Origin of the sequence: Pseudomonas gregormendelii (assembly GCF_017114825.1) — a bacterium.
GTDB classification, from domain to species: domain Bacteria; phylum Pseudomonadota; class Gammaproteobacteria; order Pseudomonadales; family Pseudomonadaceae; genus Aquipseudomonas; species Aquipseudomonas gregormendelii.
Map to the genome: position 1 here is coordinate 78,394 of NZ_JADEVO010000008.1, position 26,027 is coordinate 104,420.

Genomic DNA, 26,027 nt, shown 5'->3' on the forward strand with positions numbered 1-26,027 from the left:
TGAACTGAACTCAAGATTGGGTAGAAAATTGGATAAAAAGATTGACCGGGAATTCGCCCAGCGCGGTGCTGATGTTCAGCTCCTTGTGATTTGTGACTGTGGCACCAGGAAAAAGTCCCTTCAGATTTTTTGCGGATGCCTCGAACGGTAATTTGACCCGGGTGTCGCCCCACTGCAGCGCATCGACCAAGGGCTGGGCACTGTTTTTCAGCAGTTCGGCGCAACGAATCGGTACGATCACTACCGCCCTGATGCCTGCATGTTCACGCATGAAGGCGAGCACTCTGTGGGCCTGGCTGCCGACCACTTCCAGTGGCTGATAGCTGCCACTGGCGAACAGTTGGGCATGCTCGGCGCGCAGGTTGAGGGTGCGGCGAATCAGCGTCTGCTTGATGCGCCCATCGCGCCAGGCCGCCAACAGCTCGGTCAGCTCCCGGGGTTGTGCCATGGCTTGCTGCCGGATGTGGTAATCCACGGGCCTGCGGTTGTCCGGATCCACCAGCGAAAAGTCCCAGTAATCGTTACCCTGATACAAGTCCGGCACCCCAGGCACCGTCATGCGCAGCAAGGTTTGCGCCAGACTGTTCAGGGCACCCGGTGCCGCGAGTGCCTGGGCGGCCTTGGCCAGGGCCGAGCGCAACAGTTCACCCTCGGCACTCAGGAGCAAGCGCTCGATGAAGACCTGGACCGCTCGCTCGTAGGCGTCATTGGGCGCACTCCAGCTGCTTTGCAATTTGGCTTCGCGCAAGGCTTTCTGTTGCCACTGCCAAAGGCGCTTGGCGTAGTCCTCGAGGCCCGCCTGATCGTCACTGCGCAGGTCCAGCGGCCAGCTGCCGAGGACGGCTTGGTAGAGGATCAACTCGTCGCCGGCAGACGGCATCTGCTCGTCGTCACGCAACGGCCGGGCGAGGGTTTGCCACAGCGGCACCTGTTCGGCATACCAGGCGCTGCGCTCGCTCAATATGGCCAGTCGCGCGCGGGTGTCTTCACCGCGTTTGTGGTCATGGGTGGCCGTAGCCAGCAGATTGTCCGGGAAGGCTTCGAAGCGCTGCAGGCAAGCCTGGTGAAAATCAGCGACGGGCGCGCTGAACTGTTCGGTGCTGAAGCCCACGTCGTTGCGCGACAGCAATACTGCCGAACGATAGAACGCCGTGTCCTCGACCGCCTTGGCGGCCGCCGGTGACGTCAGTTGCTGGAAGCGTACGCAGGCATGCTTGAGAATCTTGCGCGAGCGCCCGATGGGGCGCTCACGCCATTGCTTGCCACCCAGCCACCCGGCCAGGCAGTCGAGCACCGGCCAGTCGGCCTCGCCGAGGGTCTGCCGCGCTCCTGCCAGGGCCTGCTGGAAGAACACATCGTCTTCGTCGGAACGTCCAAGCGGGCTGATGTAGGTGCGGTACACCGGAAAATGCACGATCAATTCCTGCAGCGCGCGGCGGATCGCGCCCAGAGTCAGGTCGCGGGTCATCAAGTCATCCCGGGCCACTTGCAGCAGTGCCTGGGCCACGCTTTCGAAATCGCCGGCCAATGAACCGTTGAGGATCTGCTGGCGCGCCAGTTGGGCTTCCTGGCGAAAGTCCGCAGGCCGTTCGCTGTACTTGCTCCACAGTTCACCTAAAGGTTGGGCGCCCTCGGGATCGTGTTGCAACAGCGACAACTGGTTCATGAACTCGTAGCCGGTGGTGCCGTCCACCGACCAGTCGCGATGCAGCGCTTCGCCTTCACCGAGGATCTTCTCGACGTAGATTGGCAAGTGGCGCTCGGGCGACAGCGAGTCGACCCGACGCCGCAGTTTGCGGCAATAGCCACGCGGGTCGGCCAGGCCGTCAATATGGTCGATGCGCAGCCCGTCGATCAGGCCTTCGGCCACCAGCTCGAAAATCTTCGCGTGGGTCGCCTCGAAGACGGCCGGACGCTCGACGCGAAGGCCACCGAGTTCGTTGACGTCGAAAAAGCGCCGCCAGTTGATGTCATCGCCCGCTGTTCGCCAACTGGCGAGGCGGTAGCTCTGGCGCTCGAGCAGCAAGTGCAGGCGCTCAAAACCCTCAGGTGTCCGCGAGTCATAACCTTGCAGATTCTGCTCGATGCGCTGCCGGATGGCCGGGTCCCTGGCCAGTTCGCGCAGCTCTTCCTTGAGCGGTACTGCCAGGCTGTGGGCGTCGGTCTGGTAGCTCAGGGCAGAGAAGCGATCGGCGAGGAATTTGAGCGGCTCGTCATCGCTCCTGAGCAACTCGCCGTAGCTGTTCGGGCAGATCGGGAAGTGATGATCGTAGTGCTCGACATGGAACGAGCCGCGCAGGGGATCGAACCGCAGGGGCAAGGTGCCTTCCTGCAATGCCACGCCGTAGTCGCTGCCCAGAAACGGCAGCAGCAACTGGCCTTCCATCAAGGGGTCGGGGGAATGCCACTGGATATCGAAGAACTCGCCGTGGGGGCTCAGGCGTCCCCATTCAAGCAAGTCCAGCCACCAGGGATTGTCACTGCCGCCGACGGCCATGTGATTGGAAACGATGTCGAGGATCAGCCCCATGTTCTGTTCACGCAAGGCCGCTACCAGGCGGCGCAACGCAGGTTCGCCGCCCAGTTCCGGGTTGACCTGGGTCGGGTCCACCACATCGTAGCCATGCATGGACCCGGCGCGGGCTGCGAGCAGGGGCGAGGCGTACACGTGGCTGATGCCCAGACTGGCGAAATACGGCACCAGGGGCACCGCCTGATCCAGGGTGAAGTCTTTATGGAACTGCAAGCGCAAAGTCGCGCGCAACGGTTGGATTAATGGTTGGTTCATTGGTCACGCTCACCGGCTTGAAGTCGCGCACAGGCGAGCAGTTCCAGACGCCGGGCGGCATCGGGGTCATCGAGTAATGCCTCGCTGTAGCCCGGCAAACGCCGGCTCCAGTTTGGATGGGTGTTAATGGTGCCGGGCAGGTTGGCCTGCTGCTCGATGCCCAAGGCGTCTTCCAGCGGCAACAGCACCAATGGCGCGCGCGTATGGCCCAGGAAGCGCACACTGGCGTCGAGCACCTGGTCGGTTTCATGGGACTCTTCGCGAAAGTTCTGCGGGTCTTCGCCCAGCACTCGGCGCAAGCCTTCACGCTCACGTTCGCGGTGGCGACGCCATTCGATTTCACTGTTGGCGTCGGTCATGCCGAGGCGGGCATTCCAGTCGATGTCGCGGCCGTGCCACCAGCCGTTGAGCGTCGGCAGGTCATGGGTGCTGGTGGTGGCCAGGGCATTGTCCGGCCAATCGAGGATCGACTTGAACTGCGCGTTATCCTGTTCAAACAGCAATACCCGCATGCCGAGTATCGAGCGGGCGATGAGTTTTTCCTGCAGACCCTCAGGCACTGTGCCGAGGTCTTCACCGAGGACGATGGCCTGGTGCCGATGGGATTCCAGGGTCAGCAGGCGCAGCAGGTCATCCACCGGATAGTAGAGGTAGGCACCATCGGCAGGCGACGCGCCATTGGGGATCACCCATAACCGTTGCAGGCCCATTACGTGATCGATGCGCAGGCCGCCGGCGTGGGCGAAGTTGGCCCGCAGCATTTCAATGAATGCGCGAAAGCCGTTGCGCACGAGACCTTCCGGCGAGAACGCGGAAATGCCCCAGCCCTGGCCGGTGCGATTCAAAATGTCCGGTGGCGCGCCCACTGTCAGGGACGCGAGCAACTCATCCTGGCGACTCCAGGCCTGGCTGCCACCGCCATCGGCGCCTACAGCAAGGTCGGCGATCAGGCCGATGCTCATGCCGCTGCCGCGGGCCGCTGTTTGCGCGCGTTCCAGGCAACGGGTAATCAGCCATTGGCAGAAAGCGAAAAAGCCGATGCGTCCGGCATTTTCTTCGGCAAATTCGGCCAGCGCAGCGCTGCGCGGGTCTTGCCATTGCTCGGGCCACTCGCGCCAGTCGAGCGCTTCACCCTTGGCTGCGCGAGACTCCTGGATGGCTTCGAAACGGCAATGATTTTCCAGAGCCTCGCCGCCGGCGTGGCGAAAGCTGCTGAAGTCGGGATGCAATGGATGCTCACCCTGCACAAACCCTTCGTACAATGCCTGCAACAGTCGATGCTTGGCCTCGGCGGCAACAGGCCAGTCGATCAGCGCCAGTTCTTCGAGGTGCTTGAACTCGGCGGCCAGGCCGGTGGCGTCGATGGCGGCGCGCACCGCCCGCTCACCCAGAATGGCGCCGGGCGCGGCGTACAGGCTGTTCAGGAACAGGCGGCTGGACGGCGAATACGGGCTGTAGCGTTGGGTGTCGCTGCTGAACATGGCGTGCAGCGGACTAATCGCCAAGGCGTCGCTACCCCGTTCCCCGGCCACTCGGGCCAGGTCTTCGAGGGCCTGGGTATCACCGAAACCGCCATCGCCCGGGCGGCGCAGGGAGTACAACTGCACGCTCAAGCCCCAGGCGCGGGGAATCGGGTTGTCTACCGCATCGCCGACGCTGTAACAGCGGGCTGGTGCGACGGCCAAAGTAAAATGCTGGCCATTGATGCTGACGTGTTGATAACCGACCGGTACCAGGCCCGGCAACACTGAATTGGCATCCAGCTTCAGGTTGAGCCGCGAGCCGTCCTCGAGGTGGATTTCACACGGGGTCTCGGGCTCGAAGTAGCGCGCCAGATCGACCCCGACACCCACATCCGCCGTGAGCATCGGCGGCAGGTGGCGGGTTTGCTGGACTTCCTGCAACTGCAGCAGGCTGGCGTCAATTTCCAGGGCGGTGCCGGCGGGGTGGCCGAGACCGGTCAGGACATTGCGTAGTACTGCAGGGGCAACTTTTTGCGGGCGGCCGTTGGCGTCGATCCAGTCGACTGCCAGACCGGCGCGGCTGGCAAGTATTTCCAGTTGCGCATCACTCATTGGCGCTCTCCATCCGGGGGTAGCAAAGGGGCTGCGGCCTTGAGGCTGACTAGCGCGCTATACGGGGCGAGTTGCCCCTGATCCAACAGGCTGGTCGCGTGTGCCGGGTGTTCGAACAACACCTGGGCACCGGCCTGAGAAGTGTGGACCACGGGCGTGTTGCCGAGGTTCAGGTCAATGCGTAGCTCACTGCCATCGCCCATGCGCCAGCGTGCGCTCACCGCGGCGTGGGCCAACACTTGGGCGCCCAGGGAGCGCGTGCCTGGCAGGCGCGGAACGATCTGCGCATGGCGCAGGCTTAGCAGGCGCCGATACAACGCATGGATGGCCGGGGTTTCAGCGGGTGTCAGGTCTGGAATCGATGCTTCGAATGTCTGCGGTGCATTAGGGTCGGGGATGCGCTCGCGTTTTTCCGGGTCAGCGAATGCACTGAAGGCTGCGAACTCGTTACGCCGGCCTTCGCGTACCAGCTCTGCCAGTTCGCCGTGGTGATCGGTGAAGAACAGAAATGGCTCTTCGGCACCGAACTCGTCGCCCATGAACATCAGCGGAATCATCGGCGACAACAGCAGCAACGCGGTAGCAGCGTGCAGGGCATCCGGGTGTGCGAGCTGGTGCAGGCGTTCGCCGAAGGCACGATTGCCGATCTGGTCGTGGTTCTGCAGGAACAGCACGAACGCAGTGGGCTCCAGGTGGCCGCTGGGTTCACCGCGGGTTTGGCCGTGGCGGTTGACATGGCCCTGGAACACAAAGCCTTCGCTCAGGCAGCGCGCCAATTGCCGGGTCGGCTGTTCGGCGTAGTCGGCGTAATACGCATCGGTTTCACCAGTGATCAACACGTGCAGGGCGTTATGGCCATCGTCGTTCCACTGGGCATCGAATCCTTCCTCGAGGAGGCTCGCCTGATTGTGTTCGTTCTCCAGCATCAGCCACACGTGCCTTCCGGGAGCCGTCTGCTGGCGGATGCGTTGTGCCAGTTCCTGCAGGAAATCCGGGCTTTCGATGGCGTGCACGGCGTCGAGCCGCAAGCCGTCGAAGCGGTACTCCATCAGCCACATCAGGGCGTTGTCGATGAAGAAGTCGCGCACTTGGCGGCGACGGAAGTCGATGGCGGCCCCCCAGGGCGTATGTTTGTCTTCGTTGAAGAAGCCCTTGGCGTAACGATGCAGGTAATTGCCATCCGGGCCGAAGTGGTTGTAGACCACGTCGAGAATCACCGCCAGGCCAAGGCCGTGGGCGGTATCGATCAGGTGCTTGAGTTGTTCCGGAGTGCCGTAGGAGGCTTGGGGCGCGTAGGGCAAGACCCCGTCGTAGCCCCAGTTACGCTCCCCGGGGAATTGCGCCAGGGGCATCAGCTCAATTGCAGTGATACCCATGTCGACCAGCCGCGCCAGGTGCTGCTCGACGCCACTGAAGCCACCGAGTGCACCGACGTGCAGCTCGTAGATCACCGCCTCGTGCCACGGCCGACCTTGCCAGCGGGTGTGTTGCCACTGATAGGCAGCGGGGTCGACCACCACGCTGTGCAGGTGCAGGTCGCCGGCCTGCGCCCGGGATGCCGGGTCAGGCACTTGCAACTCGCCGTCGATGTTGTAGCGGTAACGCGTGCCGGCGGGGCAGCGCGTCTCGATCACGAACCAGCCATGGGCCTGGGGCAGCAGCGGTAAGGATTGTCCATCTTCCAGTTCGACGCTGACGTCAAACGCATCTGGCGCCCACAAGGCAAAACGCGTGTGTTGTGCGTCCAGCATAATTGCGCCGTGGGGCCAGGTTTCAAGGGTCCGTAACGGCATCTGGTAAAAACCTCTTATTGTCGGTGCGATTTTCCCAGCGCCTTGGCGACCAGTTGTTCGTAGAGTTCGGCGTAGGGTTCAACGGCCTTGCACCAGTTGAAGGGTGCAGCCATGGCACGGCAGCGCATGGCGTTGAGCAGGTCCGGGTAGGCAAATACCTTGAACGCGCGGCTCAGGGCCTCCTGATAGCTTTCTGCGGTGGATTCGTCGAAGAGGAAACCGGTGACGCCGTTTTCAATGGTGTCGGCCAATCCACCGGTATTGCGTGCCACCGGCAAGGAGCCGAAGCGTTGGGCGTACATCTGGCTCAGGCCGCAGGGTTCGTAGCGCGAAGGCATCAGCAGGAAATCGCTGCCGGCAAACATGCGCCGGGCGTCGGTTTCATTGAAGCCGATGCGCACGCCGATCTGGCCGGGGAAGCGCAGGGCCAGCTCGCGCATGGCTTGCTCTTCTTCCGGTTCGCCACGACCGATGATGGCGATCTGGCCGCCGGATTTGACGATGTATTCGGAGACGGCTTCGGTCAGGTCCAGGCCTTTCTGGTAGACCAGCCGCGAAACCACCGCAAACAGCGGGCCTTCGGAATCGTCCAGGCCAAACAGCTCGCGTACATGGTCGGCATTCACCGCCTTGCCGTCCCAGTCGCCAATGGTGAACGGGCAGAACAGATGCGGATCGGTCGCCGCGTCCCAGCTCTCGTCGATGCCGTTCGGAATGCCGCTCAGCAGGCCTTGCTGGGTCTTGGCGGCGAGGAAGCCGTCGAGGCCACAGCCGAAGTCCGGCGTGGTGATTTCCTGGGCGTAGGTCGCACTGACCGTAGTGATGTGGCTGGCGTAAGCCATGCCAGCCTTGAGGAACGACATCTTGCCGTAGAACTCCATGCCTTCCTGTTGCAGGGCATGGGTGGGAATCCCCAGTTCAGGGCACGAACCCAGGCTGGTGACACCTTGATAGGCCAGGTTGTGGATGGTGAATAGCGTCGGGGTGCGCTGTCCACGCCAATGCATGTAGGCCGGCGCCAGGCCGGCTGGCCAGTCGTGGGCATGCACCAGGTCCGGGCACCAGTGAATCTGCGCCAGGTTGGCTGCGATATCTGCAGCGGCCAGGCCCAGGCGGGCAAAGCGAATATGGTTGTCCGGCCAGTCGCGACCGTTGTTGGCGCCGTAGGGCGAACCTTCGCGCTCGTAAAGCTCGGGGCAGATCAGTACGTAGATGACCAGGCCATCAGGCATGTCCATGCGCCCGATCTTGCAAGGCGGCAGGGCAGCATGACCGCCCAGCTCACCGATGATGTGAATCGGGTTTTCGCTGTGGAGCACCTGCGGGTACCCGGGGATCAGCACGCGCACGTCGTGCAGATGCGCCATCGCCCGCGGCAGCGCGGCGGAAACGTCGCCCAGGCCGCCAGTCTTGACCAGATCGGCGATCTCGGAGGTCACGAACAAGACGCGTTTCTTGTTCGGATTCTGACTGGTTACCGGTGGCAGTTTGCGTGGACTGGTCACGTTAACCGGTGCAGCGGATTGCGCATTGACTACGGTGCTCGACTCGCCGACCTGCTGATGAGCACGTTCTCCCTGAATATCTAAAGCCGCACTGATCATATGAATCTCCCGTGTTGTTGATCTAATTCTCGGTCTGGCACCAACGATGTTCGATGGCCTGTCCCTATGGCCGGGCGCAAACGCGCTACGCATCGGTGAGCAAACGCTGCCAACGCGTTAAAGCACAGTGGCTGGAGAGGGCTGTTGCAAAGATCGAACCAGTCGCAACACACCCACCTTTAAGCTGACCTTGCGCCAGCGGCAAAAGTTTCTTCTAATTTTCCCGGTTGTGACTGACCGGTTTTAACCGGCAAAAAGGAGTCTAGGCCAGAACCTAGAGCGGGCCAGTCCATTTGGGAAAATTGTTCGACAATCCTTTTCAAAGGGTAACGGCTGAGCCTGACGAAGGGTGATCGCACCGACGAAGGGCAGTTTTATTTTGCGTGACGCCTCACAATGTGACCGGCGAGTCACAATAATGGACCAGGTGTGACAGTTTTGTTGCACTGTTGTGGTGCGGGCTGGCCAGTCCCGCATTTGGCTGAAGCGCTGCCTTACTGCAGCACCGGGTGCCTTGTTATAGTTCGGGCCTCTTTTTTGCCAGGTAAAGGATCACTGCCATGTCCCAGTACACCGCGTTCACCGTCGAACTGGCGGATAAAGTCGCCCATGTGCAGATCAATCGTCCGGAAAAGATCAACTCGATGAACGCGGCGTTCTGGAGCGAGATCATCGAGATCTTCCAGTGGATCGACGACACCGACGATGTGCGCGCAGTGGTGATCAGTGGTGCAGGCAAGCACTTTTCCTCGGGCATCGACCTGATGATGCTGGCCGGCGTCGCCAACGAGCTGGGCAAGGACGTCGGACGCAATGCGCGCCTGTTGCGACGCAAGATCCTGGCCCTGCAAGCCTCATTCACGGCTGTCGATAACTGCCGCAAACCGGTGCTCGCGGCCATCCAGGGTTATTGCCTGGGCGGCGCGATCGACCTGATTGCCGCCTGTGACATGCGCTATGCCGCGCAGGACGCACAGTTTTCGATCAAGGAAATCGACATCGGCATGGCGGCCGACGTTGGCACCCTGCAACGCTTGCCGCGCATCATCGGTGACGGCATGCTGCGTGAACTGGCTTACACTGGCCGCTCATTTGGCGCCGAGGAAGCGCGCGACATCGGCCTGGTCAATCGCATCTACAGCGACAAGGACAGCCTGCTCGACGGCGTGCTGGGCATTGCCCGCGAAATCGCCAGCAAGTCGCCGATCGCCATCACCGGCACCAAGGAGATGATCAGCTACATGCGCGACCACCGTATCGATGATGGCCTGGAATACGTTGCCACCTGGAACGCTGCAATGCTCCAATCCACTGACTTGCGCGTGGCCATGGCGGCCCACATGAGCAAACAGAAACCCGAATTTCTGGATTGAGTTAACCATGACTTCACGCTGGACCACTGCAGTACTGGACATCGACAAACCCGGGGGCTGGGCCGTGGCTCGCAGCCCCGAAGGCTTTCTGTATGACGATAATGGCGCGCTCTTCCCTCGGGAATGGCTCAAGAGCCAGGACCTGCCGATCCTCGCCGAGCATGGGATCGGCCATCTCGACGGCGAGCCGGTCTATCTGCTGGAGCTGCGGAGCACCAGTGAAGTGCCCGGCTGTGGCTGGAAGGGCTTGCGCGCCTTCATGCTCGAAGGCGATCACACGCTCTACAAGGTGCTGGGCTACGCCGCGCAAATTGGCACCTGGGCACGCGAGCACCGTTTCTGTGGCAATTGCGGGCAGGCGATGGTGCAGGTGCCTCGGGAACGCGCGATGTATTGCCAGCCCTGCGATTTGCGCAGCTACCCGCGCATCTCCCCGAGCATGATCGTACTGATCACCCGCGGCGATGAAATCCTGCTGGCGCGCTCACCGCGTTTTGTTGCCGGGGTCTATAGCACGCTGGCGGGGTTTGCCGAGCCCGGGGAGTCGGCCGAAGAGTGCCTGGTGCGCGAGGTTCGCGAGGAAGTGCAGATCGAAGTGAAGAACATCCAGTACCTGGGCAGCCAGTGCTGGCCGTTCCCGCATTCGATGATGCTGGGCTTCCACGCGGAATACGCCGGGGGCGAAATCGTCTGCCAGGAGGACGAGATCGAAGACGCTCAGTGGTTCAACGTGCACGAGCTGCCGCCGTTGCCAGCGTCACGCTCGATTGCCCGTTACCTGATCGACGTTTATGTGGCGCGGCTTTTAGGCCACGCTGAACCAGTGCTGCCAGGCTAACCGCACGGTCAAGCCCAGCACCACGGTGATGAACACCGGGCGAATGAACTTCGCGCCGCCGCTGATGGCGGTGCGAGCACCGAAAAACGCCCCGACCATCACCGACAGGCCCATGCTCAGGCCGATGATCCAGTCCACCTGCCCGGAAAACACGAACACCGACAGCGCCGCAATGTTGCTGACGAAGTTCATGCTGCGCGCCACGCCACTGGCCTTCACCAAGTCGATGGGATACATGAGCAGACTGCTCACGGTCCAGAACGCGCCCGTGCCTGGCCCGGCCACGCCGTCGTAGAAACCGAGGGTGAAGCCTTGGGTCGACTGCCACTTTTTCCTGATCGGCGCGTTGCTGTCCAGCGGCGCCTTGGGCGTGCCCCCGAACAACAGGTACAGGCCGCAGGCAAACACGATCACCGGGAGCATCTTGTTCAGCCATTCGGCCGGCAGGTAGTGCGCAACCACGGCGCCGGTCAGCGCGCCGATCAGTGTGCCGACAATCGCGTGCACCCATTGGCGCGGGTGGAACAGCTTGCGCCGGTAGAAAGTGAAACTGGCCGTGGCCGAGCCGAAGGTCGAGCTGAGCTTGTTGGTGCCCAGTACCAGGTGCGGCGGCAACCCGGCCGTGAGCAGGGCCGGAGTGGTCAACAGCCCGCCACCGCCAGCAATGGCGTCGATGAAACCGGCAATAAAGGCTACGACGGCGAGAATGGCCAGGGTGGTAAGGTCAACGCTGAGTTCGAAAGGCATGGAGTCGGCTTATTCGGCAGGTGCAGAGCAGGGCTGCGGGGGAGGGGCGACATGTTACCCAATTATCTGGCCGGTTGGGCACCTGCCGGGATTCTGTGATGGAGGTCCAGCAGCTGGCGAGGTTCTGTAGGTGGAGGTCCAGCAGCTGGTGAGGTTCTGTGGGAGCAAGCTTTGCTCCCACAGTTGATCAACTGATCAAGTGTTGAGGCTGCGTTCCATCCGGGCGATACCTTCTTCGAGCAACGAACGCGGGCAGCCGAAGTTGAGGCGCACGAACTGTTGGTGGTCGTCGCCGAAGTCCAGCCCTGCACTCAACCCGACCTTGGCCTGCTGCAGGAAAAACTGCTGCGGATTGGCCAGGCCCAGCGCCGAGCAATCGAGCCAGGCCAGGTAGGTGCTTTGCGGCACGTTCATGCTGATACCCGGCAGGCGCGTGCGAACCGCGTCCACCAGCCAGTCGCGGTTGGCCTGCAGGTAAGTCTTGAGCTCGGCCAGCCAGGGTGCGGCTTCGCTGTAGGCGACGCGCGTGGCTTCCAGCCCCAGCGGGTTGACGCTGTCGACCATGCCACAGCGCGCGTGATTGACCTGGGCACGCACAGCCGCGTCATCAATGATCATGAACGAGGTCTTGAGGCCGGCGATGTTGTAGGCCTTGCTCGCCGACATCAAGGTGATGGTGCGCCGGGAGATGGCCTCGCTCAGGGACGCCGTGGGCACGTGCACCCGACCGTCAAAGCACAGTTCGGCGTGGATCTCGTCGGAGATGATCCAGGCGTCCTGCTCCAGGCAGATGTCGGCAATCGCTTGCAGTTCTTCGCGCGGAAAAGCTTTGCCCAGCGGGTTATGCGGGTTGCTCAACAGCAGGGCGCCGCCGCCTTGCAATGACTGGCGCAAGCTGTCCAGCGGCGTGGTGAAGGTGCCATCGGCCTGCAAGTCGAACCCCAGTTCAACCTTGTTCAGCCCCCAGTGGCCCGGTGCATGGCGCAGCGGCGGGTAATTGGGCACCTGCACCACGACATTCTGCTGCGCCTTGACCAGCGCTTTCAATGCCATGTTGAAACCCGACTCCACGCCCGGCAGGAACACCAGGGCCTGAGGATCGACGCGCCAGGCATATTTGTGCCACAGATCGGCAACGATGGCCTCGCGCAGATTATCCTGGCACACGCTATACCCCAGCAGAGGATGTTCCAGGCGTTTTTGCAGCGCCTGGATGATCACCGGCGGCGCGGCGAAGTCCATGTCGGCGACCCACATAGGCAAGACATCGTCGGGGTAGCGGCTCCATTTGGTACTGCCGGTAGCGTGGCGGTCGTGGACCTGATCGAAATCGAAAGTCATGCAGGTGCTCATAGAAGGCAGGGGTGGTATGGCGCCCATGATAAACGCCCAACCCTCGTGGGGGCGAGCCTTGGGCGCCTTTGTCTGCAATCACTGCATCACATAGCGTCCAGGGGCCGGCTCCAGTGGCGGGTATTGGGCATTTCCCATCTGCTGCATCGCCGGCTCGCGCTCGGCGGATTGATCGGCCAGCCACGCAAACCAGTCGTTCCACCAGCTTCCGGGTTGCTGCCGGGCATTGTCGAACCAGACGTCAGGGTCGCTGGTGATCTGCTCCTGGGTCCAGTAGTGGCGTTTTTCACGGGCAGGTGGATTGATTACGCCCGCAATATGGCCGGATGCCCCCAACACGAATCGGGTGGGGCCGCTGAGCAATTGGGTGCTGGCGTAGGCGCTGCGCCACGGCACGATGTGATCGTCGTGGGTCGCGAGGATGTAGGCGGGCGCGTCAATCGCGCGCAGGTCCAGCTTGACTCCGCAGCACTCCAGTTCGCCGGACTTGAGGTCATTTTGCAGATAGGTATGCCGCAGGTACCAGCAGTACATGGGGCCAGGCAGATTGGTGCTGTCGTTGTTCCAGAACAGCAGGTCCAGGGCATTGGGTTTCTGGCCCTTGAGGTATTTGTCGACGTTGTAGTTCCACCACAGGTCGTTGGGGCGCAGCAGCGAGAAGGTGTTGCCCATGTCCTCGCCCTTGAACAGGCCGATCGGGCCGTTGCTGCCGCCAATGGTGCGCTCGCGGTAAGCCACCAGTTGTTCGTCGACGAATATGTCGATGGGGCCGGTATCCAGGTAGTCGAGGAAGGTGGTGAGCAGGCTCACGCTGGCGATCTCACGATCGCCGCGCGCCGCCAGCACCGCCAGTGCCGTGCTGAGCAGGGTGCCGCCGATGCAAAAACCTACGCAATGGGGGCGCTGCTCGCCGCTGATTTCACGGGTGACCTGCAGCGCCTTGACGATGCCGGTGTCGATCAGATCGTCCCAGGTAGTGCCGGCATGCGCCTGATCGAAGTTGCGCCAGGACATCAGGAACACCGGATGGCCTTGCTGCAGCAGGTGACCGACCATGGAGTTGTCCGGGCGCAGGTCGAGGATGTAGAACTTGTTGATCGACGGCGGGACGATGAAGACGGGGCGCCGGTAGCCGGTTTGTGCTTGCGGGTAGTACTGGATCAGCTGGAACAACTCGTTCTCGAACACCACCTCACCCGGCGTGTTGGCCAGGTCGACGCCTACCTGAAATGCATCGCGGTCGCACTGGCGCATCTTGCCTTCCTGCAGATCGCTTGCAAGGTGCAGCAAACCTGTCAGCAAGCTGCTGCCCCCGGTCTCGACCACCCGTTGCAGCGCGTCGGGGTTGCTTGCCAGGCAATTGCTCGGTGCGCCCGCTGCGATGGCTTGCTCCACCAGATAGAGCAGGCGCTGGCGCGGCTTCCTGGTTTCGATCGGCAAGTGTTCAAGCAGCTTGAGCAGGAAGCCGGCGTTGAGCAGGTAAAACGCGGCGAGGGAGCCGTACAGCGGCTGGCTCCAATTGTCGCTGGCGAAACGCCGGTCCTGGAAACTGAAGGGCTGCCCGCTCAGCACCCGCTGGCCGAGTTCTGCCCATTGCTGCTGGTAGTCGGATTGGAGGGTGTCCAGCGTTGCCCGAGGCAGGTCGAACCAGGCGTGGTAATCCTGCCCGGTGAACCAGGGATTGGTGCTGACCCACAGGCGTAACTGTTGCAGTGCAAAATTGGCGATAAAGGGCACCTGGCCGGACCAGTAACTGTTGAAGGTTTGCGCTTTGCTGTCCATTAATTTCCACCCATAACAGTCGTGAACAACGCAATACGACCAAGCGACTTCCTGACGTCCGTTGCTTTTATTGTTTTGCGCTGCAAGATGGAGGATTGTTGGTGATGGGCGGGCCGTGCGGAAGTGTTGCCAGGTGACTGTGTGGTGTCCAACGGCGCCAAGCAGCCAAGTGGTGTTGCCGGTGCCAGCGGCCTGGCCCGCGAGTTTGCGGTCAAGGATCAATGGGTCGCAGAAACCGACGCAGATCAATACCCCCAACCAGGCCGCCGCTTATCATTCCTTGAAAGCGCCCAGTACTTACGTCATCGAGAACGCCATGTACAGAATGAGCTCGGGCTATGCCAATGTGCTGGTCAATACGCTCTCGGCCGAGGGACTCGACGTTGCCAGCCTGTGCCAGGTCGCCGGGCTGGACATGAGCCTCGCCAGTGTCCCTGGAGCGCTGTGCGAGCGCAGGGTGATTTATCGCCTGTGGCAACTGGCGGCCCAGGCTGCTGCGGACCCGGACATCGGCCTCAAGGCGTACGGGCATTTTCATCCAGGCAGCTTCCAGATTGTCGGCTACACCATGATGTCCAGCCTCAACCTGAAACGCGCCCTTGAGCGCCTGGTGCGATTCAGCCCATTGATCGGCACCGGCTTCAGCCTGTTTTTCGTCCCGGAGCAGGGACACTATCGCCTGGCTTCCCTCGATCATCAACAATCGGGCTCGATCAAGCCCCGGCAGTACGCCGATGCCGGTCTGGCATCATTGCTCGGCATCTGCCGCTGGCTGGGTGATGGCAAATTACCGCAACCGCTGAGTGTGGAATTCAGCTATCCCGAACCCGAGGACACCTCGGAACATAAACGCCTGTTTGGCTGCGACCTGCAGTTTGGCTCGGCTTACGACAGCATCCTGTTCGACGGCCAGGAGCTGCTGCGGCCGTTGAGCATGGCCAACGAAGCGTTGGCGGTCCTGCACGACAGTTTTGCCGAGGCGCAACTGGACCTGCTGTTCGGCTTCACCATCGTCGGCAGGATTCGCGCGCTGATCACCGAGCGCTTGAGTCAGGGGCAGGGGCTTTGCGACATGGAATCCATTGCTGCAGCGCTGAATTTCAGCAAGCGCACCCTGCAACGGGCCCTGGAAAAGGATGGGACGCAATTCAAGGATGTGCAGAATGCAGTGCGCCGACAATTGGCGGATTTCTACCTGCGTCACTCCCACTTCAACATGAAGCGTGTGGCGTATCTGCTGGGTTTTCATGACCACAGCAGCTTCAACAAGGCCTGCAGCCGCTGGTTTGGCATGACGCCGGGGCAGTACCGCGCCGATCAATCGTTCGAGATCGAGCAAGCCGCGCCGGTCTGACGCGGCCCTGGTGCGTCAACGATCGCCGAGCAGGCCATTGAGGGCGCCATACACCCCATAGAAGCTCATTTCCTGGGCAGCATCACGCTGGTCGCGGTAGCCGTTCAGGGCATCCTGCAGTTGATCCGAATACAAGTCCTGCCACGCCAGCAACGGGTTGTTCGCGCGGACGCACTGGCGATCCCGGCGGGCCTTGGCCGCGCCTGCCGCCACCCACCACAGGGCAGGGTTGAGGCTGCTCCAGAGCAATTGCTGCTGATGAAAAGGATGGGCCCGGCGGATGAGTTCGGCGCCGGGTTCGTTGATCAACTGGCGCAGCCACGGACGAACGCAGGCATCGTAGAGGTTGTTGTTGAAGGTCGAGGTGCGTTCGACCAGGGCGAATTCGCGATCGTCAGCCTGCGGTGTTTCAACATCGCCATGAATGTCGGCGATCCTGCGCGGTTCGAAGCTGACGCGATAGGGATTCGGCGCATCTTCTGGCAGGTCCTCGATCAACATTTCATACAGGCCAGGGGGCAGGGCATTGATGGTATCGACCGCTCCCAGCAGCTCGCGGTGCTCGCGCCGGGCCACTTCGCCGGAGACAAAGATGCCCAGGTGCCCGATGCTGGCATGGCGCAGATAAACGATAGTGCGACCGGCGTCGTCCAGGGCGAGATCGCTGGGATAGAGGTCGGTGATCCAGTCCAGTGCCTGTTGCGGCGAAGTGATGTTGTCGCCACAGGAGCAGAACACCACCACCGGCACTTCGATGCGCTTGAGGTCCAGGCCATTGCTTTTGCGCCCGACTCCGCCGGACAGCTGATTGCCGATGAACAGTTGGTCAACGATCATCTCGATTTCTTCGCCGTTGAGCAGGGTCGGGCTGCCCCACCAGCGTTCAAAGTCGAGGAAGCGCTCGGCCTCGCCATCGACTTCGCTGAACAGGTGATAATACTTGCCCCACCAGGCATTGGCCGGGTCCAGGCTTTCGAAATTGCTCACCAGCCAGGCGCCGTCGAAACGCGAGTTGCCCAGGTCGCTGCCCAGGCGCGCCATCCAGCCACCGCCCAGCAGCCCGCCGCAGTAACGCAGCGGATTGCGCCCATGGGTGCCAGCCCAATAGGACAGCGGCGCGCCATTGATAATGATCAAGCCCGGCAGCTCCGGCCTGGAGGCCGCCAGGCTCATTAAGGCCCAGCCTGCCTGGCAGTTGCCGATGACCACCGGCTTGGCACTGTCGGGGTGTCTGGCGCTGACCAGCTCGATGAATTGCGCTTCGGCCTGAACGATGTCTGCCAGGGTTTGCCCGGGGCTTGGCGCATGACTGAACGAGATGAAGTAGGTGGGGTGACCGGCGCGCAGGCTCTCGCCGATCAGCGAATCCTGTTTGAAGCCGCCAATGCCCGAGCCATGGCCGCCCCGCGGATCGATGATCACCACTGGCTGCTGGTCGGGGTCGCTTGCTGATGCCGATGCATCGACGATTTTGAGCAGCGAATAGTTGACCGGGCGGGGCAGTTGCTCGCCGGCCTGTAGCACTTCGTACTCGAACTTGAGCAGCAGTGGATGCCCGGCGCGTTCGTGAGCCAGGGTGTTGTCGCCGCGCTGGCGCAAGGTATCCCAGAACAACAGGCTGCGTTGGCCAAGGTCGGTCAGGTAGTCCTGCCAGTCGGCAGCCGAGGGCTGCCTGAGTTGTTCCAACCGTGAGGACGCCAGGGTGCTGGCCTGGCGCGCGTTCACGGCGCCCAGCACATTGTGCAGGTTGAGCTGCTGCAGATGACTCAGGTGATCGAACAGACCGGGCGCTGCTGCAAGGTCTATATCGTGCGCTGCAATATTTCCTGCCTGGTTCATGGTGTGCTCCTGCCGACCTGCATGGAAAGCGCTCCGAAAACATTGCTGCGATTAATGGGGGCTTGTCGGAAGCGCTCAGTGGCTGGAGTCTATCGTCAAAACACTCAAGGTCACCACGATTTATTGTGCGCTGCACAAAATACTCATTGCCAAACAGATTTGTGCACTGCAATATCGCCGCTATCGCGATGACTGGCAGGATCGCCGTCGCGCCCTTGGCCCTCTCAGGGCATTCAGTACCAGGAGATTCCAGCATGTCTTTTTTCAACCCGGAAAAACTGCAAACCGCCCAGAAAGCCAACCTCGACCTTTTGCAGCAGATCAGCGGCAAAGTCTTCGCCAGCGTCGAGCAGCTGAGCCAGTTGCAGTTCAAGGCCCTGCGCGACTCCACCGAGGAACACTTCGAAGGCGTTCGCAAGTTGCTGTCTGTGCGTGATCCTCAGGGTTTTGCCGAGCTGCAGGCTTCGTTGACCCAACCAAGTGCACAGGGCGAACGCCTGGCCGAGTTCAACCGTCAGGTCCAGGCGCTGATCGTCGACACCCAGTCGGACATCGCCAAACTGACCTCCAGCCAGGTCGAATCCGGCACCCGGCAGGTTGAAGAGTTCGTGGAAACCTTGAGCAAGAACGCGCCAGCGGGTTCGGAACCGGTAGTTGCCGCTTTCAAGTCGGGCCTGGCCAACGCCGGTACGGTCTTTGAAAGCGCACAAAAAGCCGCGAAGCAGGCGGCCGATGTGGCTCAGAGTGGTTTCGAGGCCGCGAGCGCAGCGCCGGGAAAAGCCGCGCCAGGAGCCGGCGGCAAGGCTACCAGCGGTAACAAGTAAGTCAGTTCAGGCCAGCTGCACCGATGGCGACGGGTTTATTCCCCGTCGCCATTTTTTTTCGGGCCGCCTTTGGCATCCGGCGTTGCGCCAAACATGCCAAACAGATTCTGGGTATTGAGGTACAGCGCCTTGGACTGATCGACATACTGGCGCATCAAGTCCTGCATCACGGGAGCCTGCTGGTGCATGAAGGTACTCCAGGCTTCGGAAGACTGCGCGCCCGTCTGGGACTGGATGTCGATAACGGTCTGGATGCTCTTGTCCAGGTAACTGCCGAGCACACCCTGATAGGGCCCGTAGAACTGGATAATGCCCATCAGCATCTCGCTGGTGAAGATCGGCTCGCCACCGCTTTCAGCTTCCAGGATCACCTGCAGCAGGATGCTGCGCGTCAGGTCTTCGCCGCTTTTGGCGTCGACGACCTGGAACGGCACCTTGTCGACGACCAGTTGACGAATGTCCGCCAGCGTCAGGTGACTGCTGGTGTGGGTGTCATAGAGTCGGCGGTTGGGGTACTTCTTGATCAGGCGGGGGGTGATATCGGTCATGCGGGGCGTCTCGCGGCGAGCCTGGTTTGCAGGCATCTTATCCTACTCTCATCGCCCGTGCCCTCGAGAGCGCCTTTGCCAGCCGGTGCGCCCCCGGTAAATCGTCCCCTAAGGATGGGGACGAGGCATTGCTTACCAGATCGGCAGGGTATAACTGACAATCAGGCGGTTTTCATCCAGGTCACTGCCAAAGTTGGTCGAGCGCACTGTCGCGTTGCGCCATTTCAGCCCGACATTCTTCAGCGGCCCACTCTGCACCACGTAGCCGATATCGGTATCGCGCTCCCATTCCTTGCCTTCAGGCCGGTTGTTGCCCAGGTCGATGTCCGAGCCGGTGAGGTAGCGGGTCATGAAGGTCAGGCCGGGAATACCCATGGCCGCAAAGTTGTAGTCGTAGCGCGCCTGCCAGGATTTTTCGTCCTTGCTGGCGAAGTCGCCGATTTGCACGAAGTTCACCAGGAACGCGTCGGTGCCGTTTATGTAGGCATAACCGGTGTCGCCGCTCATGCCCTGGTAGCCGAGGCCAAAGGCATGACCGCCCAGGGTGTAGGTGAACATCGCGCCCAGGGCATTGTTGTCGACATTACTGCCGCCGTCGTCGGTGGAGCGGGCGAAGCGCAGGTCGGTTTTTAACGACTGGCCCACGGTGATCGGCAGGACGTACGTCAGGTTGACCACATGCTGGCTGTAGAAATTATCCAGATGACCGTAGCTGTATCCGGTGGCCAGATCAGGCGTCCATTTGTAGTTGAGGCTGGCGAAGTCGAAGCTGTCGCTGGCCAGGTGGCGACTAATGATGCCCTTGGCGCCCGTACGAGTGATGCCCATGTCCTCGTAGTTCGAGGAATCACGTTGATTGACCTGGGTCAGGCGCCCGGCGTCTGCGGTCAGGCCCTGGATGTCCAGCGAACTCAACTGGCCGCCCTGGAAAGTCTGCGGCAACAGGCGTGAGTCGTTCGCCAGCACGGTTGGCAGCTTGGGCAACAGTGTCCCCAGTTTCAGTACACTTTTTGCCGCGCGAACCTTGGCCGTCAGGCCCACTTCAGCGTACTCGTCATGGGCGCCCTGGCGGGTATCGGCATGGCGCTTGAGCAAACCGGAGCCGGCACGATCAGGGCTGGAGTCGAGCTTGACCCCGAGCAGGCCGATGGCGTCGAACCCGACACCAATGGTCCCGGCAGTGAAGCCCGATTCGAAGCGCATCAGGAAACCCTGGGCCCATTCTTCCTGTTTCGATTGTGCGGCGTTGTCCTGGCGAAAGTCGCGGTTGAAGTAAAAATTGCGCAATTCCACGCTGGCTTTGCTGTCCTTGATGAAATCAGCGGCTGCGGGGGCCGAGAGGCTGATGACGCCACCGGCCAGCAGCAGTCGGGTCGCGAGATTGCAGGTGTGACGATCCATGGTGAAGCCCCTTTGTTTTTATTATGAGAAATCGGATCTGGCGACCCTCGCCGAGCTGGCGAGGGCTGCTGAATAAAAAACGCGACGCCTGAATGAGAGGAGCAAGGCGCCGCGCGCGGTTCAATCGTTAGAACTGCTCAGCCGTCAGGCCGTACAGCGAGGCGCTGCCGGCGCGTATGGACTGCTCAAGGCTCAGGATGCGCGGCAGCAGGCGGTGAATGTAGAAGTCGGCGGTGGCGATCTTCGCGCCATAGAACGCCTCATCGGTGCTGCGCTGCTTGCCGGCCACGTGCGCCATGCGTGCCCACAGCCAGGCATAGGCGACGTAACCGAACAGGTGCAGGTACTCCACCGACGCGGCGCCGACTTCATTGCGGTTGGTCTCGGCCCGGTCCTGTACCCAATCACTGAGGTTTTCCAGGCGCCGTACCGCATCCAGCAGTTGTGTCGCGTAGGGCGCGTCGGGCTGGTCCGTGAAGCGGCGGATCTCGTCAGTGAACTGGCGCAGTACCACGCCATGATTGGCCACCACTTTGCGCCCGAGCAGGTCAAGCGCCTGGATGCCGTTGGTGCCCTCATAGATCTGCGCGATGCGCACGTCGCGAACCAATTGCTCCTGACCCCACTCGCGGACGTAGCCGTGGCCACCGAAAACCTGTTGTCCGTGAATGCAGCTTTCCAGGCCGCTGTCGGTGAAAAACGCCTTGGCCACTGGCGTCAGCAAGGCCACCAGGTTTTGCGCACTGTCGCGCTCGCTGGCATCGTCGGAGAACTTTGCCAGGTCCAGTTGCTGTCCCACGTAACTGGCGAACGCCCGGCCACCTTCGGTCATGGCTTTCATGCTCAACAGCATGCGACGCACATCCGGGTGGACGATGATCGGGTCGGCCACCTGGGTGGGGGCCATGGCGCCGGTGGGGGCGCGGCTTTGCACGCGCTCGCGGGCGTAGGTCACCGCGCTCTGGTAGGACGCTTCAGCGCAACCGATGCCCTGGATGCCGATGGACAGCCGTTCGTAGTTCATCATCGTGAACATGGCTGCCAGGCCTTTGTTGGCCTCGCCCACCAGCCAGCCGCTGGCGCCGTCGAAGTTGATCACGCAGGTGGCCGAAGCCTTGATGCCCATCTTGTGTTCGATCGAGCCGCAACTGACGGCGTTGGCGGCGCCGAGGGAGCCGTCGGCGTTGACGCGAATTTTAGGCACCACAAACAGCGAGATGCCTTTTGGCCCGGCGGGTGCGTCAGGCAGCTTGGCCAGCACCAGGTGGATGATGTTTTCGGTCAGGTCCTGGTCGCCGCCGGTAATGAAGATCTTGCTGCCGGTGATCTGGAAACTGCCGTCGGCCTGGGGTTCGGCGCGGGTGCGGATCAGGCCCAGGTCGGTGCCGGCGTGAGCTTCGGTCAGGCACATGGAGCCGGCCCAGCGACCTTCGTACATGGGCGGCAGGTAAAGGTTTTTCAAGGTGTCGCTGGCGTGTGCATCCAGCGCCAGGCAGGCACCGGAACTCAGTGCCGAGTACAGGGCGAAGCTGGAGTTGGCACCGTAGAGCATTTCCTCGAACTGCACGGCGAGCATCTTCGGCATGCCCATGCCGCCGAACTCGGCGTTTCCCGACAGGCCCACCCAGCCTCCTTCGATATAGGTGGCGTACGCCTGTTTGAAACCGGTCGGCGTGCTGACCTGGCCATCCTGCCACTGGGCGCCTTCTTCGTCGCCGCTGCGATTAAGCGGTGCAATCAGGTGCGAGGTGACCTTGGCCGCTTCCTCGAGAATGGCATCGGCGGTGGCGGCGTCGACGTTATCGGCCAGGGCTGGCAGGCGCGCCCACAAGGCCGGGGCTTCGAACACTTCATGCAGCACAAAGCGCATATCGCGCAGCGGGGCTTTGAATTCGGGCATTACGTGAACCTCACAGGGTTAGGCGATGGGCGCGGTCCGTCATGGACGGTCGCGCCCGTTCAATCAGTGGCTGGACGCGCTGGCGGCACCCAGGCCGGTCTGGGCCCGGACAAACTGGTCGGCGTAGGCATCACGCTCTTTGCCGGCCCGCACGCTGCGGTCGAGTTTGGACACCACGACGATCACCAGGAACGCCAGCGGCATGGAGAACAGGGCAGGGTGGTCGTAGGGGAAGATGGCGTGGGCATGGCCCAGCACGGTCACCCAAACGGCAGGCGACAGGATCACCAGTACCAAGGCGCAAATCAGACCGGCAAACCCGCCGATGATCGCGCCTTTGGTGGTCAGGTCTTTCCAGTACATGGCCATGATCAGCACCGGGAAGTTGGTCGACGCGGCGATGCCGAACGTCAGGCCCACCAGGAACGCGACGTTCATCTTCTCGAACAGGATGCCCAGCAGGATTGCGATGATGCCAAGACCGACGGTGGCCATGCGGGTAACGCGCATTTCCTGTTTCTCGGTCGCCTTGCCTTTCTTGAAGACCGTGGCGTAAAGGTCGTGGGAGATCGCCGAAGCGCCGGCCAGTGCCAGGCCGGACACCACCGCCAGGATGGTGGCGAAGGCCACCGCCGAGAGGAAACCGAAGAACAGGTTACCGCCCACTGCCTTGGCCAGGTGCATGGCAACCATGTTGCCACCACCTATCAGGGTGCCGCCGACTTCGCCGTTGACGTAGTACTGCGGGTCGGTACCGATGATCACCATCGCGGCGAAACCCAGGGTGCAGACCACCAGGAAGAAGAAGCCAATGAAGCCGGTTGCGTAGAACACCGACTTGCGCGCTTCCTTGGCATTGGGCACGGTGAAGAAGCGCATCAGAATGTGCGGCAGGCCAGCAATGCCAAACACCAGGCCAAGGGACATGGAGGCGGTGTTGATCGGGTCGGCGAGCATCGAGCCTGGGCCCATGATGTTCCAGCCGCTGGCATGTGCCTCGACCGCCCGGGTTGCCAGGGCTTCATAGCTGAACCCGAACTGCGACATGGCCATCACCGCCAGGGTCGTTCCGCCTGCGAGCAGCAACACGGCCTTGATGATCTGTACCCAAGTGGTGGCGATCATGCCGCCGAAGATCACGTACACCAGCATCAATGCACCGACGATCACCACTGCAACCGGGTAGTCGAGACCGAACAGCAGCTTGATCAACTGACCGGCACCGACCATCTGCACGATCAGGTAGCAGCACACCACGGTCAGCGAACCGAACGCGGCAAAAATCCGTACTTTGTTCTGGTCCAGCCGATAGGAAACAATGTCGGCGAAGGTGTAGCGCCCCAGGTTGCGCAAGCGCTCGGCCATCAGGAAAGTAATGATCGGCCAGCCGACAAAAAAGCCGATGGTGTAGATGAAGCCATCATAGCCCTTGGCAAATACCAGGCTCGACAGCCCCAGCAGCGTGGCCGCGGACATGTAGTCGCCGGCAATCGCCAGGCCGTTCTGGAAGCCGGTGATGCCACCGCCTGCGGTATAGAAGTCAGAGGTGGATTTGGTCTGGCGTGCGGCCCACCAGGTGATCGCCAGCGTGCCCAGGACGAACACGAAGAACATGCCGATCGCATGCAGGTTCAGTGGCTGCTTTTCGGCGACGCCGGTCAGGGGCGCGGCCAGTGCCAGGCTCGCAGGCAAAAGGCCGGCAGCGGCAATCAGGAATTTACGCAGGATGCTCATCACTTGCTCTCCTCGAGAATGGCTGCGCCCAGCGCGTCGAAGCGGGTGTTGGCGCGGTACACGTACCATCCCGTCAGCAACCAGGAAAACACGATGATCGCTGCGCCCACCGGCATGCCCAGGGTCATCATCCGGTGCTCGGCGAGCGGGGCGTGCAACCACTGTGGGAAGAACGCCACCACCGCCATGAACATGTAGTAGGTGCCCAGCACCGCTGCGCTGAGCGACCAGGCCAGGCGTGAACGGCTGCTGACCAGCTGCAGGAATTTCGGATTGCCGCGTATGCGTTCACAGCGCTGGGTATCGGTTGAATGGATGTCGATCATGGGAAGCTCCACCTTGTCTTGTTGTTATCGGAGTGAAAGGCCAAATTCGGCTTGCACGAGCCCGAAGCGGCAGGAAATCGACCTGCCGCCTGAGGGGTAGTGCTGGTTCGGGTTAGAGTGCCTTGGCCCTGTCGCGCAGGACGTACTTCTGGACCTTCCCGGTCGAGGTCTTGGGCAGCAGGGTGAAGATCACCGTGCGCGGGACTTTGAAACCGGCGAGGTGTTCGCGGCAGAAACTGATGATGTCGGCCTCGCGGACATCCTGGTAATCGGCCTTGAGCGTGATGAAGGCGCAGGGGGTCTCGCCCCATTTCTCATCAGGACGTGCAACGACTGCGGCTTCCATCACACCCGGATGGCGATACAGCACGCCTTCCAGTTCGATGGTGGAAATGTTCTCGCCACCGGAAATAATGATGTCCTTGAGCCTGTCCTTGATCTCGACGTAGCCGTCGGGATGACACACCGCCAGGTCGCCGGTGTGAAACCATCCACCTTCAAATGCCTCGGCGGTGGCCGTCGGGTTTTTCAGGTAACCCTTCATCACGGTGTTGCCGCGCATGAACACCTCGCCGATGGTCTGGCCGTCGCGCGGCGTCGGTTCGAGCGTTTTCGAGTCGCCGACCATGACCCCTTCCAGCGTCGGATAGCGCACGCCTTGGCGGGATTTGATCTGCGCCCGTTCTTCCAGAGGCAGCTCATCCCATTCGGCGTGCCAGGCGCAGAGTGTTACCGGGCCGTAGGTTTCGGTCAGGCCGTAGACGTGAGTGACCTTGATGCCCATCTGTTCAACGGCACCGATGACCTTGGCCGGCGGTGCCGCGCCGGCGACCATCGCGTTGACCGGATGATCGATCGCGGCCTTGGCCGACTCTGGCATGTTCACCAGTGCGTTGAGCACGATCGGCGCACCGCACAGGTGAGTGACCTGATGTTCGCGGATCAGCGTAAGGATTCGTTGCGGGTCGACCCGACGCAGGAACACGTGCACCCCGGCCAGGGCGGTGATGGTCCAGGGGTAACACCAGCCGTTGCAATGGAACATCGGCAGGGTCCAGAGGTACACCGGGTGATTGCCCATCGCCCAGGTCATCTGGTTGCCCAAGGCGTTGAGATAGGCACCGCGATGGTGGTAGACCACCCCCTTGGGGTTGCCGGTGGTGCCGGAGGTGTAGTTCAGCGAGATCGCTTGCCACTCACTGACGGGCCATTTCCAGTCGAACGCCGGATCGCCTTCGGCCAGCAGCGCCTCGTAGTCCAGCTCGCTGACGGCCTGGCCCTCGCCGTATTCCGGGTCGTTGACGTCGATGACCAGCGGCGGATGGTCGAGCATGCCGATGGCGGCGTGGATCACGTCATGGAATTCCCGGTCGGTGATCAGCACTTTCGCTTCACCATGCTGGAGCATGAACGCGATGGCTTCGGCGTCCAGGCGCACGTTGAGGGGGTTGAGCACCGCACCGATCATCGGCACCCCGAAGTGCACTTCAAGCATCTCGGGGATGTTTGGCAGCATCACCGCCACCGTGTCGTCCTTGCCGATGCCGCGCCCGGCCAATGCCGACGCCAGGCGCCGGCAGCGGGTGTAGGTCTGCGCCCAGGTGCGGCGGATCGACCCGTGGATCACGGCAGGGTAGTGGGGATAGACGTTGGCAGTACGCTCGAGGAAGCTGAGCGGAGACAAAGCGATGTGATTGACCGCCGAAGGGCCTAGCCCTTGTTCATAGATCGACATGTTCGGATACTCG

18 protein-coding genes are annotated in these 26,027 nt (G+C 61.9%); 4 read left to right on the forward strand and 14 right to left on the reverse strand.

Annotation, left to right across the window (positions count from 1 at the left end):
* Positions 1-10: 10 nt before the first annotated feature.
* From IMW75_RS08265 to glgA, 4 genes are read right to left on the reverse strand one after another with little or no spacing between them, the layout of a single operon-like run.
* A complete protein-coding gene (locus tag IMW75_RS08265) occupies positions 11-2,788 on the reverse strand; it encodes a malto-oligosyltrehalose synthase (RefSeq protein WP_205892331.1) in 2,778 nt (925 codons plus the stop codon).
* Positions 2,785-4,863 (reverse strand): 4-alpha-glucanotransferase, encoded by a 2,079-nt coding sequence (gene malQ, locus IMW75_RS08270; protein ID WP_205892332.1) that lies wholly within the window; start codon positions 4,861-4,863, stop codon positions 2,785-2,787. The genes IMW75_RS08265 and malQ overlap by 4 nt, the downstream gene beginning before the upstream one ends.
* Positions 4,860-6,656, reverse strand: a complete 1,797-nt coding sequence (gene treZ, locus IMW75_RS08275; RefSeq protein ID WP_205892333.1) for a malto-oligosyltrehalose trehalohydrolase — start codon at positions 6,654-6,656, stop codon at positions 4,860-4,862. The genes malQ and treZ overlap by 4 nt, the downstream gene beginning before the upstream one ends.
* A gap of 14 nt (positions 6,657-6,670) precedes the next feature.
* On the reverse strand, positions 6,671-8,260 hold the full coding sequence (glgA, locus tag IMW75_RS08280) for a glycogen synthase GlgA (RefSeq protein WP_045058601.1): 1,590 nt from the start codon (positions 8,258-8,260) through the stop codon (positions 6,671-6,673).
* A gap of 560 nt (positions 8,261-8,820) precedes the next feature.
* Here glgA and IMW75_RS08285 point away from each other — a divergent pair.
* Positions 8,821-9,633, forward strand: coding sequence for a crotonase/enoyl-CoA hydratase family protein (locus tag IMW75_RS08285; protein ID WP_205892334.1), 813 nt, complete (start codon positions 8,821-8,823; stop codon positions 9,631-9,633).
* 7 nt (positions 9,634-9,640) lie between these two features.
* Positions 9,641-10,471, forward strand: a complete 831-nt coding sequence (nudC, locus tag IMW75_RS08290) for an NAD(+) diphosphatase (RefSeq protein ID WP_205892335.1) — start codon at positions 9,641-9,643, stop codon at positions 10,469-10,471.
* Here the strand turns inward: nudC and IMW75_RS08295 are convergent.
* From IMW75_RS08295 to phaC, 3 genes are all read right to left on the reverse strand, one after another.
* Positions 10,439-11,218, reverse strand: a complete 780-nt coding sequence (locus tag IMW75_RS08295; protein WP_045058598.1) for a TSUP family transporter — start codon at positions 11,216-11,218, stop codon at positions 10,439-10,441. The two genes, nudC and IMW75_RS08295, sit on opposite strands and share 33 nt — an antisense overlap.
* A 195-nt stretch (positions 11,219-11,413) precedes the next feature.
* Entirely contained in the window at positions 11,414-12,559 is a 1,146-nt protein-coding gene (locus IMW75_RS08300) for a MalY/PatB family protein (RefSeq protein ID WP_205892336.1), read from the reverse strand.
* Between the two features lie 90 nt (positions 12,560-12,649).
* Entirely contained in the window at positions 12,650-14,353 is a 1,704-nt protein-coding gene (gene phaC / locus IMW75_RS08305; protein ID WP_205892337.1) for a class I poly(R)-hydroxyalkanoic acid synthase, read from the reverse strand.
* A 316-nt stretch (positions 14,354-14,669) separates the two neighbouring features.
* Here phaC and IMW75_RS08310 point away from each other — a divergent pair, with 316 nt between their 5' ends.
* Positions 14,670-15,707, forward strand: a complete 1,038-nt coding sequence (locus IMW75_RS08310) for an AraC family transcriptional regulator (protein WP_205892338.1) — start codon at positions 14,670-14,672, stop codon at positions 15,705-15,707.
* A 15-nt stretch (positions 15,708-15,722) separates the two neighbouring features.
* On the opposite strand, the gene IMW75_RS08315 is transcribed toward IMW75_RS08310, so the two are convergent.
* Entirely contained in the window at positions 15,723-17,546 is a 1,824-nt protein-coding gene (locus IMW75_RS08315) for a DUF3141 domain-containing protein (protein WP_205892339.1), read from the reverse strand.
* A 254-nt stretch (positions 17,547-17,800) separates the two neighbouring features.
* Here IMW75_RS08315 and IMW75_RS08320 point away from each other — a divergent pair, with 254 nt between their 5' ends.
* Positions 17,801-18,370 carry a phasin family protein gene (locus IMW75_RS08320; RefSeq protein ID WP_205892340.1) on the forward strand — a complete coding sequence of 190 codons (570 nt, stop codon included), beginning with the start codon at positions 17,801-17,803 and terminating at the stop codon, positions 18,368-18,370.
* A 35-nt stretch (positions 18,371-18,405) separates the two neighbouring features.
* On the opposite strand, the gene phaR is transcribed toward IMW75_RS08320, so the two are convergent.
* From phaR to IMW75_RS08350, 6 genes are all read right to left on the reverse strand, one after another.
* A complete protein-coding gene (phaR, locus tag IMW75_RS08325; protein ID WP_122839770.1) occupies positions 18,406-18,954 on the reverse strand; it encodes a polyhydroxyalkanoate synthesis repressor PhaR in 549 nt (182 codons plus the stop codon).
* A gap of 96 nt (positions 18,955-19,050) precedes the next feature.
* Complete coding sequence (locus IMW75_RS08330) at positions 19,051-20,319, reverse strand: OprD family porin (RefSeq protein ID WP_205892341.1); 1,269 nt, start codon at positions 20,317-20,319, stop codon at positions 19,051-19,053.
* Between the two features lie 127 nt (positions 20,320-20,446).
* A complete protein-coding gene (locus tag IMW75_RS08335; RefSeq protein ID WP_045058592.1) occupies positions 20,447-22,219 on the reverse strand; it encodes an acyl-CoA dehydrogenase C-terminal domain-containing protein in 1,773 nt (590 codons plus the stop codon).
* A gap of 63 nt (positions 22,220-22,282) precedes the next feature.
* On the reverse strand, positions 22,283-23,953 hold the full coding sequence (locus IMW75_RS08340; protein WP_205892342.1) for a cation acetate symporter: 1,671 nt from the start codon (positions 23,951-23,953) through the stop codon (positions 22,283-22,285).
* Positions 23,953-24,279 carry a DUF485 domain-containing protein gene (locus IMW75_RS08345; protein WP_045058590.1) on the reverse strand — a complete coding sequence of 109 codons (327 nt, stop codon included), beginning with the start codon at positions 24,277-24,279 and terminating at the stop codon, positions 23,953-23,955. Before IMW75_RS08345 ends, IMW75_RS08340 begins: the two co-directional genes overlap by 1 nt.
* A gap of 112 nt (positions 24,280-24,391) precedes the next feature.
* Complete coding sequence (locus tag IMW75_RS08350) at positions 24,392-26,014, reverse strand: acyl-CoA synthetase (RefSeq protein ID WP_205892343.1); 1,623 nt, start codon at positions 26,012-26,014, stop codon at positions 24,392-24,394.
* Positions 26,015-26,027: the final 13 nt, after the last annotated feature.

Coding starts and splice junctions, on each gene's coding strand:
- IMW75_RS08265 (WP_205892331.1), bottom strand. CDS start 2,788: ATGAACCAACCATTAATCCAACCGTTGCGCGCGACTTTGCGCTTGCAG.
- IMW75_RS08350 (WP_205892343.1), bottom strand. CDS start 26,014: ATGTCGATCTATGAACAAGGGCTAGGCCCTTCGGCGGTCAATCACATC.
- glgA (WP_045058601.1), bottom strand. CDS start 8,260: ATGATCAGTGCGGCTTTAGATATTCAGGGAGAACGTGCTCATCAGCAG.
- malQ (WP_205892332.1), bottom strand. CDS start 4,863: ATGAGTGATGCGCAACTGGAAATACTTGCCAGCCGCGCCGGTCTGGCA.
- phaR (WP_122839770.1), bottom strand. CDS start 18,954: ATGCCTGCAAACCAGGCTCGCCGCGAGACGCCCCGCATGACCGATATC.
- IMW75_RS08335 (WP_045058592.1), bottom strand. CDS start 22,219: ATGCCCGAATTCAAAGCCCCGCTGCGCGATATGCGCTTTGTGCTGCAT.
- nudC (WP_205892335.1), top strand. CDS start 9,641: ATGACTTCACGCTGGACCACTGCAGTACTGGACATCGACAAACCCGGG.
- IMW75_RS08310 (WP_205892338.1), top strand. CDS start 14,670: ATGTACAGAATGAGCTCGGGCTATGCCAATGTGCTGGTCAATACGCTC.
- IMW75_RS08330 (WP_205892341.1), bottom strand. CDS start 20,319: ATGGATCGTCACACCTGCAATCTCGCGACCCGACTGCTGCTGGCCGGT.
- IMW75_RS08345 (WP_045058590.1), bottom strand. CDS start 24,279: ATGATCGACATCCATTCAACCGATACCCAGCGCTGTGAACGCATACGC.
- IMW75_RS08315 (WP_205892339.1), bottom strand. CDS start 17,546: ATGAACCAGGCAGGAAATATTGCAGCGCACGATATAGACCTTGCAGCA.
- IMW75_RS08320 (WP_205892340.1), top strand. CDS start 17,801: ATGTCTTTTTTCAACCCGGAAAAACTGCAAACCGCCCAGAAAGCCAAC.
- phaC (WP_205892337.1), bottom strand. CDS start 14,353: ATGGACAGCAAAGCGCAAACCTTCAACAGTTACTGGTCCGGCCAGGTG.
- IMW75_RS08300 (WP_205892336.1), bottom strand. CDS start 12,559: ATGACTTTCGATTTCGATCAGGTCCACGACCGCCACGCTACCGGCAGT.
- IMW75_RS08340 (WP_205892342.1), bottom strand. CDS start 23,953: ATGAGCATCCTGCGTAAATTCCTGATTGCCGCTGCCGGCCTTTTGCCT.
- IMW75_RS08285 (WP_205892334.1), top strand. CDS start 8,821: ATGTCCCAGTACACCGCGTTCACCGTCGAACTGGCGGATAAAGTCGCC.
- IMW75_RS08295 (WP_045058598.1), bottom strand. CDS start 11,218: ATGCCTTTCGAACTCAGCGTTGACCTTACCACCCTGGCCATTCTCGCC.
- treZ (WP_205892333.1), bottom strand. CDS start 6,656: ATGCCGTTACGGACCCTTGAAACCTGGCCCCACGGCGCAATTATGCTG.